This is a genomic window from Allokutzneria sp. NRRL B-24872 (genome assembly GCF_002155965.1).
GTDB lineage: Bacteria > Actinomycetota > Actinomycetes > Mycobacteriales > Pseudonocardiaceae > Allokutzneria.
Genome location: NZ_MUMH01000177.1, coordinates 1 through 11,439, shown reverse-complemented (window position 1 = coordinate 11,439; position 11,439 = coordinate 1). Strand labels below are relative to the sequence as shown.

Genomic DNA, 11,439 nt, shown 5'->3' with positions numbered 1-11,439 from the left:
GTCGCAGTGGGCGGGCGTTGTCGCGTTCGGGGTTACGAGCGGTCGAACTCGCGGGCTCGGAGTGCGCGGACGACGCCCGCGCGGCCCTCGGTGATCAGCCGGCGCAGCGCGGGGGAGGCCTCGCCCTCCAGCCACGCGTCGGCGGCGTCCACCGTGGACTGCTCGATCGCCCAGCTCGGGAACAGGCCCTCGACGCACGGCTGGGCCTGCTCGGTGGAGCGGCGCGACCACATCTCCGCCACCTCGGCGAAGTAGCGCGGCACGTACGGCAGCAGCAGCTCGATCTGCGCCGGGTGGTAGAAGCCGCCGACGATCGCCTCGTTGATCGCGTTGGGCAGCTCGTCGTCGCGCATGGCCCGCTCCCACGCCTCCGCCTTGGCCTCGGCCAGCGGACGGGCGGCGCGGGCGCGCTCGGCCGCGCGCTGACCGGTCGCGGTCTGGTCGGCGGCCAGCTCCGCCTCGATCTCGTCCTCACCGGCGGCGCCGTGCGAGACGAGAGCGTGCAGCAGCCGCCAGCGCAGGTCGGTGTCCACGGTGAGGCCGCGCAGCTCGCGGGAGCCGTCCAGCCAGCCGCGCAGCACGTCGGCCTGCTCGGGCCGCAGCACCGAGCCGCACAGCGTGTTGACGTAGGTCAGCTGCTGGTCGGAGCCTTCCTCCGCGCTCTCCACCAGCTCGAAGAGCTTGCTGGTGAAGCGGAACCAGCCCTCGGAGCGCCACGAGGGGTCGGCGTAGGAGTTGAGCGCCGCCTGGGCCTGCATCAGCAGCCGCATCACGACGCCGATCTCGGATTCCGAGTCGATGCCGTTGAGCACCAGGGTGATGAAGTCGCGGGCCTTCAGCTCGGCCTCGCGGGTCATCTCCCACGCCGCGGACCAGCACAGCGTGCGCGGCAGGGACTGCTCGACGTCGCCGATGCTGTCGATCAGCGTGGCCAGCGAAGCCGGGTCCAGGCGCATCGCGCAGTAGGTCAGGTCGTCGTCGTTGACCAGCACGAGCTTGCCGCGCGGAGTGCCGACCAGCTCGGGCACCTCGGTGACCTCGCCGTCCACGTCGAGCTCGATGCGGTTGATCCGCACGAGCTTGCCCGTGCTCTCGTCGCGGTCGTAGACGCCGATCGCGGTGCGGTGCGTGCGCAGCTCACCGGCACCCGGCTTGGCGCCGCTCTGCAGCACGGCGAAGGAGGTGAACCGGTCGCTCGCGTCGACCTCGAAGCGCGGGCGCAGCGTGTTCATGCCCGTGGTCTGCAACCACTGCGCGCTCCACCACGACAGGTCGCGCCCGGATGCCTGCTCCAGCGAGCTGAGCAGATCGGCGAGCGTGGCGTTGCCCCACGCGTGCTTGTCGAAGTACATCCGCAGGCCGGAGAGGAAGTTCTCGATGCCCACGTACGCGACGAGCTGCTTGAGGACGCTGGCGCCCTTCGCGTAGGTGATGCCGTCGAAGTTGACCTCAACGGCCTCGACGTCGCTGATCTCGCACGCGATCGGGTGCGTGGACGGCAGCATGTCCTGCCGGTAGGCCCACGACTTCTCCACGTTGGCGAAGGTGGTCCACGCGCTCTTGTACTCGGTGGCCTCGGACTGCGCGTAGACGCTGGCCCAGGTCGCGAAGGACTCGTTCAGCCACAGGTCGTCCCACCAGCGCATGGTGACCAGGTCGCCGAACCACATGTGCGCCATCTCGTGCAGCACGGTCTCGGCGCGGCGCTCGTAGACGTAGCGGGTGACGCGCGAGCGGAAGATGTACTCGTCGCGGAAGGTCACGCAGCCCGCGTTCTCCATGGCGCCCGCGTTGAACTCCGGCACGAAGCACTGGTCGTACTTGCCGAAGGGGTAGCGCACCCCGAACGCCTTGTTGAAGAACTCGAAACCCTGCTTGGTCTCGGTGAACAGGCGCTCGTGGTCCATGTGCTCGGCCAGCGAGGCGCGCACGTAGAGGCCGAGCGGGATGTCGCCCTCGTCGTCGGTGTAGACGTCGCGCCACTCCGCGTAGGGACCGGCCACCAGCGCGACGAGGTAGGTCGACATCGGCTTGGTGGTGGGGAATCGGTGCGTCACCGCGCCCAGCTCGGTGCTCTCGGTGCCGGTGGCCGCCGCGTTGGAGATGACCTTCCAGTCGTTGGCCGCGGTCACCGTCAGCGTGTAGACCGACTTCAGGTCCGGCTGGTCGAAGCAGGCGAACATCCGCTTCGCGTCCGCCGTCTCGAACTGGGTGTAGAGGTAGACCGACTTGTCCACCGGGTCGACGAAGCGGTGCACGCCCTCGCCGGTGTTCATGTACCGGCAGTCCGCCTCGACGAGCAGTTCGTTGGTCGCGGCGAGGCCGGGCAGCGCGATGCCGTCCTCCTCGCGGTAGCCGGTGACGTCCAGCTCCACGCCGTTGAGCACCGCGCGCCGCACCCCGGCCGCGACGATGTCCACCCACGTGGACGCGCCCGGCTCCGAGCAGGTGAAGCGGGCCGTCGTGGTGGAGCGGAAGGTGGTCTCACCAGGCCCGGCGGCACCGTCGGTGAGGTCCAAGGAGATGTCGTAGGACTCCACCTTCAGCAGCGCGGCGCGCTGCCGCGCCTGCTCCCACGTGAGGTTCGGTGCTGCCACGTGTTCACCCCTGTCCTGGTTCGTAGACGTCGACTTCTGGGCATCCAATCACGGACCCCCAAAGAACTTTTTACTACCTGCGCCGGGGAATGGTGAGCACGGTTCAGGGGTTGGCATCGACATGACCGCTGTTGAGCCTGGCAAGACCCGCGTCGACTTCTGGTTCGACCCGCTGTGCCCGTGGGCCTGGATCACCTCCCGCTGGATGCTGGAGGTCGAGCAGGTCCGTGACGTGGAGCTGGACTTCCACGTGATGAGCCTCTCCGTGCTCAACACCGGCCGTGACCTCCCCGAGCAGTACAAGGAGCTGCTGACCAGGGGCTGGGGCCCGGTGCGCGTGGCCATCGCCGCCGCGAAGAAGCACGGCCAGGAGGTGCTGCGCCCGCTCTACACCGCGCTGGGCACGCGCATCCACAACAACGGTCGGCAGGACTGGGACAACGTGATCGCGGAGTCCCTCGCCGAGCTGGGCCTGCCCGCGGAGCTGGCCGAGGCCGCGACCTCCACGGAGCACGACGAGGAGCTGAAGGTCAGCCACCACCGCGGCATGGACCCGGTGGGCATGGACGTCGGCACCCCGGTCATCCACGTCGACGGCGTGGCGTTCTTCGGCCCGGTGCTCTCGCGCATCCCGCGCGGCGAGGACGCGGGCAAGGTCTTCGACGGCGCCCGGCTGCTGGCGGGCTTCCCGCACTTCTTCGAGTTGAAGCGGACGCGGACCGAGGACCCCGATTTCTCCTGATTCTTCTCCTGAATCGGTGCACAACGTGAACGGCGTCACCTCGGCGGTGGCGCCGTTTTCACTGCGTGGGGCTCGTGTTCACCCGGCTGTGTCAGACTCGGACATGGCCGCAACGGGGCGGCCATGATCGGCAGGGAAGTGGTAGGCGCAGATGGCGATCAGCGTGTTCGAGCTCTTCAAGATCGGCATCGGTCCGTCCAGTTCGCACACGGTCGGCCCGATGCGCGCGGCGCACACGTTCGTCGCAGGTCTGAAGGCCGATGGCCTGCTCGCCGAGGTCGTCCGCGTGCGCTCGGAGCTGTTCGGCTCGCTCGGCGCCACCGGCCACGGCCACGGCAGTGACAAGGCCGTGCTGCTCGGCCTCGAGGGCGAGGACCCGGAGTCGGTCGACACCGACTCGGTCGAGCCCAGGGTGGCCCAGATCCGCGCGAGCAAGCGGCTCAACCTGCTCGGCACGCACGAGATCGCCTTCGCCGAGCGCGAGGACCTGACGCTGCACCGCCGCAAGTCGCTCCCGTACCACCCCAACGGCATGACCTTCGCGGCCTTCGACGCCAAGGGCACCGAGCTGCGCGCGCGGACCTACTACTCCGTCGGCGGTGGTTTCGTCGTCGACGAGAACGCCGCGGGCGCCGACCGGATCAAGGAAGACGACACCGCGCTGCCGTACCCGTTCCGCAACGGCGTCGAGCTGCTGGAGCAGACCAAGCGCACCGGCATGTCGATCAGCGACATCATGCTCGCCAACGAGCAGGCGTGGCGCTCCGAGGCCGAGATCCGCGCGGGCCTGCTGAAGATCTGGCAGGTCATGCAGGACTGCGTCAGCGAGGGCTGCCAGACGCAGGGCGTGCTTCCCGGCGGTCTCAAGGTCCAGCGCCGTGCCGCCACCTTGTTCCAGACGCTGTCCACCGAGCACTACACGACCGATCCGTTGCGCGTCATGGACTGGGTGACCCTGTTCGCCCTCGCCGTCAACGAGCAGAACGCCTCCGGTGGCCGCGTCGTCACCGCCCCCACCAACGGCGCCGCCGGGATCATCCCCGCCGTGCTGCACTACTACGCGCGCTTCGTGCCCGGCGCCAACGACGACGCGATCGTCCGCTTCCTGCTCACCGCCGCCGCGATCGGCGTGCTGTACAAGGAGAACGCGTCCATCTCCGGCGCCGAGGTCGGGTGCCAGGGCGAGGTCGGCTCCGCGTGCTCCATGGCCGCCGCCGGGCTGACCGAGGTCCTCGGCGGGACCCCGGAGCAGGTCGAGAACGCCGCCGAGATCGCGCTGGAGCACAACCTCGGCCTCACCTGCGACCCCATCGGTGGGCTCGTGCAGATCCCGTGCATCGAGCGCAACGCCGTCGCGTCCATCAAGGCGATCACCGCTTCACGCATGGCGATCCGTGGCGACGGCACGCACTTCGTGTCGCTGGACAAGGCCATCAAGACGATGCGCGAGACCGGCGCCGACATGAAGGTGAAGTACAAGGAGACCGCGCGCGGCGGCCTCGCCGTCAACGTCATCGAGTGCTGAGGACGCGCTCCAACGCCTCGCGGGTGAACTCGGCGGGATACGGGGACGCCGCCAAAGCGTCCTCAGTGGACAGTTCGCCGGACGCGACGGCGCGGCAGAGCTGGGCGACCGCGCGCAGCTCCTCGCGCTGAGTGGCGACGAAGTCGAGGACGACCGGATCTCCGTGCCCCGCAACGACAACGTCGACGTCGAACTCCAGGATCGTGGTCAGGGCGGTCGGCCAGCTCAACGGATGCGCGTCGCCGAACTGGGGCGGAGCGCCGTTCTCCACGAGGTCGCCGACGAACAGCACGCGGGCGTCCGGAACGTGCACGAGCAGGTCGCCGCTGGAGTGCGCCAACCCCGCGTACACCAAAGAAACTTCCCGCCCGCCAAGGGAAATCGAAGCGCGGTCGTCAACGAGATCGGTCGGCAGCACCAGCGACGTGCGGTCCAGGGCGGCAGCGATCGACGGCTTGCCCTCGGCGCGGTAGTGGGAACTCCACTTCCGCAGCTCGGAAGCGCCGTGCTCGACCATGTCCTTGTGGCACAAGCGATGCGCCCACACCGAAGCTCCGGGGAACGCCGAAGTGCCGAAGCAGTGGTCGAAGTGGGCGTGCGTGTACACGACCGTCCACGGGAGCGGCGTGAGCGAGCGGACGGCAGCGGCCAGCTCAGCGCCCTGCTCCAGATCGCCGCGAGTGTCGATCACCAAACAGCCGTCATCGCCGACGACGAGCCCGACGGTGAGGTCGAGCTCCGAATAGCGCCGTACGTGCACACGGTCGGCGATCTCGATCCATGAAGTCACGAAAGAACTCCATCGCGTAGCTGCGGGATCGCGGTGCTGACGTTGACCTCGGTGGCCAGGCGAACATCGTCGGGGTAGCCCGCCGCGATCAGCTCCTTCGCCCCGACGCACTCGCGCAGCAGCGAGGCCCCGGTCGCCGCATAGGTCAGCGCGGCCATCTCCGCTTCGGGCGAGCGCCCAACACGCAACGCGGAGATGATCGCGCCCGCGCCGAGCAGGTCCTCCCAGCACGGCCGCAGCGGGTCGCCGGGCAGCCGCCAGCGCTCTCCGCCCGCGATGACCCCGATCGGGCGGTCACCGGCGAGTTCACGCGCTCGTGCGGCCACGGCGTCGGCGTTGCGGAGGCAGCCCGTCAGCACCTGGGCGGAGGTCCTCGACGCCAGATCGCACAGCGTCGCGCCGTTCGGCGAAGGCAGCGCCAGCGTGGTGCCCGCTTCGATCGAGGTCAGCGAGGACGGGCGCAGCGAGAGCTTGTTGTGGAACGCCTCACCCACGGGCAGCCCGGCCAGGCGGGCCTGCGCGGCGGCGGCCTCGTCCTTCCAGCGCAGGGGCACGATCCGGGCGCCCCTGCTCACCGCGATGTCCACGGAAGTCGTGAAGGACAACACATCGACGATGACGAGCACAGCGCAGTCGGCGCCGAGCGCGGTCACCCCGTCGGGTCCCCATTCGAGTCGTACCTGGTAGCCGTCCTGCCTGAACCACGCGTCCACCAGAGCATCCTGGCAGGGGCGGCCAGCGAATACCCGGACGGCGGATGACAGACTCCGTTTCCGTGCGCGTTTATCTTGGATCGGACCACGCGGGCTTCGAGTTGAAGTCCTACCTCGTCGAGCACCTCACCGGCCGCGGTCACGACGTCGTCGACGTCGGCCCGCACGCCTACGACGCCCTGGACGACTACCCGCCCTTCTGCATCGAGACCGCCCGCCGCGTCGTCGCGGACTCCGGCAGCCTCGGCGTCGTCATCGGCGGCTCCGGCAACGGCGAGCAGATCGCCGCGAACAAGGTCGAGGGCTGCCGCGCTGCGCTGGCCTGGAGCACCGAGATCGCCCAGCTCGCCAGGGAGCACAACAACGCCCAGGTGATCGGCGTCGGCGCCCGCCAGCACACCGAGGAGCAGGCCGCGGCGATCGTGGACGCCTTCGTCGGGACCCCGTTCTCCGACGACGAGCGGCACATCCGCCGCATCGGCCTCATCTCGGAGTACGAGAAGACCAAGGAAGCGCCCGTCCTGCCCTGACACCGGTTGCCGTGCGCTCCCGGTGGGTACCCGGGAGCGCATGGCTCGTGTGCGTGAGTTCGGAACGGCGACGTGGCTGGTGTCCGCCGCGGTCGCTTTCGGCGTGACCGTGGTCGGCGTGCTGGCGCTGTACTTCGTGCAGAGCACGGTCATCATCAACTCCTTCGACGGCCAGCCCCCGTGCGGCCCGCCCGACTGCGGCCTGGGCATCGGTGTGTGGCTGATCGTCAGCGCCTTCGTGGTGCCCGTCATCGCCCTCGTCGCCGGAGTGATGCACGCGCGGCGCCGTCGCGCACAGCTCGTCGTGGGCAGCGCGGTCCGCTCCGGCCTGCTGATCGCTGCCTGGTGCCTGCTCGGCTACGTTTGCCTCTCCGTGATCGCATGGGGCCCCGCGTGGTGGCCCAGCTGAACCGAATGAGCGCAGATGCCTGAAGGTCACACGCTGCACCGGCTCGCCCGGCTGCACCACAAGCGCTACGCGGGCCACGAGGTGGCCGTGGACAGTCCGCAGGGCCGCTTCGCGATCGGCGCCTCGCTCGTCAACGGGCACGTCTTCGAGAGCGCTGAGGCCGTGGGCAAGCACCTGCTGCACCACTACGGCCCGGACCGCACGGTGCACGTCCACTTGGGCCTGTACGGGAAGTTCGCGGAGGAGCCCCGTCCGGTCACACCGCCGCAGGGGCTCGTGCGGATGCGCGTCATCGGGCCGACGCACTGGACCGATCTGCGCGGCCCGACCGCGTGCGAGGTGCTGACGGAGGAAGAGGTCGAGGTGCTGCGCGAGCGCTTGGGGCCGGACCCGCTGCGCGCGGACGCGGACGCCGACAAGGCGTGGCGGCGAATCCAGAACTCGCGCACGTCGATCGCGGCCCTGCTGATGGACCAGCGCATCGTCGCGGGCGCGGGCAACATCTTCCGCGCTGAAGTCCTCTACCGCCTGGGCATCCCGCCCCTGACGCCCGGCCGCGACATCGACGAGGCCACGTGGAAGGCGATCTGGGAGGACCTCAAGGAGCTGATGGAGTACGGCGTCCGCGTCGGCCGCATCGACACCGTCCGCCCGGAGCACGAGCCCGAGGCGATGGGGCGCGCGCCGCGCGAGGACCGGCACGGCGGCGAGGTCTACGTCTACCGCAGGGATTCCCAGCCGTGCCTGGTCTGCGGGACACCAGTGGCGATCGCGAAGCTCGTCGCCCGCAACCTCTACTGGTGTCCCACCTGCCAGGCGGGCTAGCAGTCGGCTAGAAGTCGAAGTCGCTGCCGCCGAAGTCGAATCCGCCCATGTCGCCGCCGAAATCGGTGCCGATGTCGCCGATGCTGTCCATGTCGCTCGCCCCGGCCAGGTCGCCAACCCCGTCAAGCCCGCCCATGTCGCTGACGGCGGCCGCCGCCGCGACCCCGGCCATGCCGGAGAACATCGCGCCGAACAACAGCGCGGAGCCGACGCCCCAAGCGCCCGCGACCAGCGCGGGCTTCCACCACGGCTCGCTGTACCAACCCTGCGGCACCGGCCGCCCGGCCACCATGCCGCCGGGGTAGTAGTGCGGAGTGCGGTTGCCCGGGCGCGGCGAGGCCATGTAGTCGTGGCCCTGCACCTCGACGTCGCGCTCCTCGGTCACCGAGCCGGCGTGCCGCTGCCCGTTCAGGTCCGGCAGCTCAGGGCCCGGGTCCATGTCCATGGCCACGCGCGCCGCGCGCACGTAGTAGAGGCCCTCCATCGCGGTCTGCGTGGCGAGGCGGCACTGCGCGGCGGTGTTCGCCTGCTCCATCTGCGAGCCCGCCGCGGTGTAGCGCTCGGACGCGTCGGCCAGCGCCTGCTTGGCGGCCTCGTTCGTGCCGATCAGGTTGACCACTTGGCCGCCGAGGCGTTCCACCCAGCGGCGGGCCTCGGCCTTCGCGTCGTCCAGTTCCCGGCGCTGCGCGGCCGCGCGCTGCCGGGACACCACCACCATCCCGCCGATCAGCGCGATGACCAGCACCAGCAAGAGGAACTCCATCACGGGCCTTTCGATCACGGGACTCGACTCATGTGGTCAACGGACGAGACCACCTCGTGGGTTCCCGCTCAGAACAGGTCGGGGGAGTGCGGCTGGTGCTCCGTCGAGAAGGCCAGCCCGAGCGCGGCCAGCGCGCCCGAGCGCAGTTCCCCGATCCGTCCGGCCCCTGCCAACCCCGCCACGCCGACGCCGCCGAGGAACAGCGAGCCCAGCTCCGTCGTGCTCAGCGCGAGGTCCGCGTCGTCATCGCTGCGTCGAACCCGCGCCGACCCGTCGGAGTCCACGGTGAACCGCCACCGTCCCGCGTTCCAGGGGCAGAAGGCGTCGCCCAGCTCCAGAACGAGGTCGGCGGGCGCGCTGTAGCGGCGTTCCACCAGCGCGCGGTCCACGTCGACGAGGCGGAGCCACAGCCCGTCGCCGACCCTGCGCTCAGCAGCGCGAGGGTTGACCAGCAGGTGCGGCAGCGGATCGTCCACCGCCAGGTTGTTGTGGATGACCTCGCCGACCAGGTCGAGGTCCAGCAGGTAGCGCCACATCGCCGCGTACGACACGGGGTCCACCGCGACGATCTCGTGCACGTCGACCTTGTGCTGCGGTCCGCGAATCGCCCAGTCCCTGCGCACCCGATACGCCGCGTAGGCCCCGGAGAGCACGGCGAACCGGAACGGATTGGGCTCGTCCTCGTGGTACCAGTGCGCCCAGTCGTCATCTGTGCGGGCAAGCCAGCCAATGCGCGAAGGCGTGACTTGCTCGTAGATCTCTTTCATGGCAACAAAAGCAGCATCGCGCGTCAGCTCGCGCACGCGATCGCTCCCACAGTCCACAGTGGACAAGAAAGCTGATCCGCGCGGCACTCCGGTGAACAGGCGCATCGACGCGGGGCCGTACCCGAAACGCCCGTAGATGCCCGCCTCAGCACTCCACAGCGCGGCGATCGGCTGCGCCGCCTCCTCGTGCAGCCCCTCGAGCTGCGTGCGCATGAGGCTTGTCAGAACACCCCGCCGACGATTTCCGGGAGCGGTCGCGACGGCGGTCACTCCAGCAACCGCGCGCGAACCGGTGCCGGGCATTGTCATCCTTTTCGAAAGGATTCCCGCGCCGCCGATCAGGTCGTCCCCGTCGAATGCGCCGTGGAAGCGCCCGGTGCCGAACAGCAGCCGATCCCTCGCCACCTCGCCGTCGGTGGACGTCGTCAGGAACGCCGAGTTCACGACCCGGTGGAAGACCTCGAAATCGGAGTCGTCGAGCAGCCGGACGCGCGGCGTCGCTGTGGTCATCGTCACTGTGTAACCGGGGTGCGCGCGCACGGCCACCGGTTTTGCCGCGCTTCGTGCCGTCACGCACCGTGTGACGGTGGTCAACATCGAGCAAACAATCAGGTCGGCGGGGATAACTTCATTGACATGAATCTGCCGGAGTCATCAACGTTGATGTCCGAAGCGGGCAGGCAGTCCCTTCTCGACCTCGCCGACCGGGCCGACCGGATCGCCGACGAACTGGCCCGCGCCGTGCGCGAGTGGGACATCCCCGCCGAGGCCGGAGAGCACCTCGTCGACGACGGCTGGCGGCTCGCCCTCGCCGCCCAGCGCACCAGGGAACTCGCCGCCGACGCCGTCACCGTCGAACAGCGCATCGCCGTGCTGGAAGCCCAGTTCAGCCAGGACTAGCGCGCAACCGCTCCCGCATCGCCGAGGTGATCTCGGCGAGCTGACCGAGCTGGTCGGGGGAGAGCACGTCGATCAGGAACTCCCGCACGGTCCGCACGTGCCCCGGCGCGATCCGCTCCAGCAACGCGATCCCCGCGTCGGTGAGCACCGCCAGCACCCCGCGCTCGTCCAGCGGGTGCGCCACCCTGCGCACCAACCCCGCCTTCTCCAGCTTGCCGACCTGGTAGGTCAGGCCGCTCTTGGAGACGATCACCGCCGCCGCCAGCTCCGTCATCCGCATCCGCCGCTGCGGGCTCGCGGACAGCGTCGACAGGATGTCGTACTGCGCGTGCGAGATCCCGGCCTCGTCCTGCAACTGCCGCTCCAGCTGGCGCTCCAGCAGGTTCGTGGCCTCCAGGTAGCCGAGCCACGCGCGCATCTCCTGCGGGGACAACCAGCGCGGCTCGCTCATGCCCCCGACTGTAAACGAGCCCGAAACCCACAAGACCGTCCACAAAGGACAGCCCCCGCCAGCGGACACCGCCCAACACCGATGGTGGTCCCCCGGCCGCCGAACCACGCTGGTTCGCGAGGAACCCGCACCGTAGGGGGTTTGGGGGACTCGGTCCCCAACATCACAAAGGCCGACCCGGCGAAGTGGCGAAGCCACTGAGCGGAGTCGGCCTGAGGACGCGAGCGGGTGACGGGAATCGAACCCGCGTGGCCAGCTTGGAAGGCTGGGGCTCTACCATTGAGCTACACCCGCACGACGCCTCGTCAGAGGCGACGCTGGGAAGCCTACAGGCTCCGGCTAGGCTCGTGCGAGTCAGTACCGGGGTGTGGCGCAGCTTGGTAGCGCACCCGCTTTGGGAGCGGGGGGTCGCAGGTTCAAATCCTGT

The 11,439-nt window shown here is 69.6% G+C and carries 12 protein-coding genes and 1 tRNA gene; 6 read left to right on the top strand and 7 right to left on the bottom strand.

Annotation, left to right across the window (positions count from 1 at the left end):
- Positions 1-32 precede the first annotated feature (32 nt).
- On the bottom strand, positions 33-2,597 hold the full coding sequence (gene pepN, locus CCN37_RS34100) for an aminopeptidase N (protein ID WP_086828958.1): 2,565 nt from the start codon (positions 2,595-2,597) through the stop codon (positions 33-35).
- A 121-nt stretch (positions 2,598-2,718) separates the two neighbouring features.
- On the opposite strand from pepN, the gene CCN37_RS34095 reads away from it, so the two are divergent.
- Both CCN37_RS34095 and CCN37_RS34090 read left to right on the top strand, forming a co-directional pair.
- Positions 2,719-3,339 (top strand): DsbA family protein, encoded by a 621-nt coding sequence (locus CCN37_RS34095; RefSeq protein WP_086828956.1) that lies wholly within the window; start codon positions 2,719-2,721, stop codon positions 3,337-3,339.
- A gap of 151 nt (positions 3,340-3,490) precedes the next feature.
- Positions 3,491-4,864 carry an L-serine ammonia-lyase gene (locus tag CCN37_RS34090; RefSeq protein WP_086828954.1) on the top strand — a complete coding sequence of 458 codons (1,374 nt, stop codon included), beginning with the start codon at positions 3,491-3,493 and terminating at the stop codon, positions 4,862-4,864.
- Here CCN37_RS34090 and CCN37_RS34085 read toward each other — a convergent pair.
- Positions 4,851-5,654 carry an MBL fold metallo-hydrolase gene (locus CCN37_RS34085; protein WP_086828952.1) on the bottom strand — a complete coding sequence of 268 codons (804 nt, stop codon included), beginning with the start codon at positions 5,652-5,654 and terminating at the stop codon, positions 4,851-4,853. The genes CCN37_RS34090 and CCN37_RS34085 overlap by 14 nt on opposite strands.
- Positions 5,651-6,367: a 2-phosphosulfolactate phosphatase gene (locus CCN37_RS34080; protein ID WP_086828950.1), complete on the bottom strand. Its 717-nt coding sequence runs from the start codon at positions 6,365-6,367 to the stop codon at positions 5,651-5,653. Before CCN37_RS34080 ends, CCN37_RS34085 begins: the two co-directional genes overlap by 4 nt.
- A 62-nt stretch (positions 6,368-6,429) precedes the next feature.
- Here CCN37_RS34080 and CCN37_RS34075 point away from each other — a divergent pair, with 62 nt between their 5' ends.
- Genes CCN37_RS34075 through CCN37_RS34065 form a run of 3 tightly spaced genes read left to right on the top strand, consistent with a single transcriptional unit; the run spans position 6,430 to position 8,131 of the window.
- Positions 6,430-6,897 (top strand): ribose-5-phosphate isomerase, encoded by a 468-nt coding sequence (locus tag CCN37_RS34075; protein WP_210408324.1) that lies wholly within the window; start codon positions 6,430-6,432, stop codon positions 6,895-6,897.
- A gap of 40 nt (positions 6,898-6,937) precedes the next feature.
- On the top strand, positions 6,938-7,306 hold the full coding sequence (locus CCN37_RS34070) for a hypothetical protein (protein WP_143261939.1): 369 nt from the start codon (positions 6,938-6,940) through the stop codon (positions 7,304-7,306).
- A 15-nt stretch (positions 7,307-7,321) separates the two neighbouring features.
- Positions 7,322-8,131: an Fpg/Nei family DNA glycosylase gene (locus CCN37_RS34065; protein ID WP_086828944.1), complete on the top strand. Its 810-nt coding sequence runs from the start codon at positions 7,322-7,324 to the stop codon at positions 8,129-8,131.
- 7 nt (positions 8,132-8,138) lie between these two features.
- Here the strand turns inward: CCN37_RS34065 and CCN37_RS34060 are convergent, their stop codons facing one another.
- Both CCN37_RS34060 and CCN37_RS34055 read right to left on the bottom strand, forming a co-directional pair.
- Positions 8,139-8,894, bottom strand: a complete 756-nt coding sequence (locus tag CCN37_RS34060; RefSeq protein ID WP_086828960.1) for a hypothetical protein — start codon at positions 8,892-8,894, stop codon at positions 8,139-8,141.
- 68 nt (positions 8,895-8,962) lie between these two features.
- Positions 8,963-10,171, bottom strand: coding sequence for a GNAT family N-acetyltransferase (locus tag CCN37_RS34055; RefSeq protein WP_168200996.1), 1,209 nt, complete (start codon positions 10,169-10,171; stop codon positions 8,963-8,965).
- A gap of 126 nt (positions 10,172-10,297) precedes the next feature.
- Between CCN37_RS34055 and CCN37_RS34050 the strand changes: the two genes are divergently transcribed.
- Complete coding sequence (locus CCN37_RS34050; RefSeq protein WP_143261938.1) at positions 10,298-10,561, top strand: hypothetical protein; 264 nt, start codon at positions 10,298-10,300, stop codon at positions 10,559-10,561.
- Here CCN37_RS34050 and CCN37_RS34045 read toward each other — a convergent pair.
- Together CCN37_RS34045 and CCN37_RS34040 are read right to left on the bottom strand one after the other, a co-directional pair.
- Positions 10,548-11,012 (bottom strand): MarR family winged helix-turn-helix transcriptional regulator, encoded by a 465-nt coding sequence (locus CCN37_RS34045; protein ID WP_086828939.1) that lies wholly within the window; start codon positions 11,010-11,012, stop codon positions 10,548-10,550. The genes CCN37_RS34050 and CCN37_RS34045 overlap by 14 nt on opposite strands.
- A gap of 223 nt (positions 11,013-11,235) precedes the next feature.
- Positions 11,236-11,306, bottom strand: a tRNA-Gly gene (locus tag CCN37_RS34040).
- Positions 11,307-11,439 lie beyond the last annotated feature (133 nt).

Excerpts from the sequence above, each read along its gene's own strand:
- CCN37_RS34095 (WP_086828956.1), top strand. The coding sequence starts at position 2,719 with ATGACCGCTGTTGAGCCTGGCAAGACCCGCGTCGACTTCTGGTTCGAC.
- CCN37_RS34090 (WP_086828954.1), top strand. The coding sequence starts at position 3,491 with ATGGCGATCAGCGTGTTCGAGCTCTTCAAGATCGGCATCGGTCCGTCC.
- CCN37_RS34070 (WP_143261939.1), top strand. The coding sequence starts at position 6,938 with ATGGCTCGTGTGCGTGAGTTCGGAACGGCGACGTGGCTGGTGTCCGCC.
- CCN37_RS34065 (WP_086828944.1), top strand. The coding sequence starts at position 7,322 with ATGCCTGAAGGTCACACGCTGCACCGGCTCGCCCGGCTGCACCACAAG.
- CCN37_RS34060 (WP_086828960.1), bottom strand. The coding sequence starts at position 8,894 with ATGGAGTTCCTCTTGCTGGTGCTGGTCATCGCGCTGATCGGCGGGATG.
- CCN37_RS34055 (WP_168200996.1), bottom strand. The coding sequence starts at position 10,171 with ATGACCACAGCGACGCCGCGCGTCCGGCTGCTCGACGACTCCGATTTC.
- CCN37_RS34050 (WP_143261938.1), top strand. The coding sequence starts at position 10,298 with ATGAATCTGCCGGAGTCATCAACGTTGATGTCCGAAGCGGGCAGGCAG.
- CCN37_RS34045 (WP_086828939.1), bottom strand. The coding sequence starts at position 11,012 with ATGAGCGAGCCGCGCTGGTTGTCCCCGCAGGAGATGCGCGCGTGGCTC.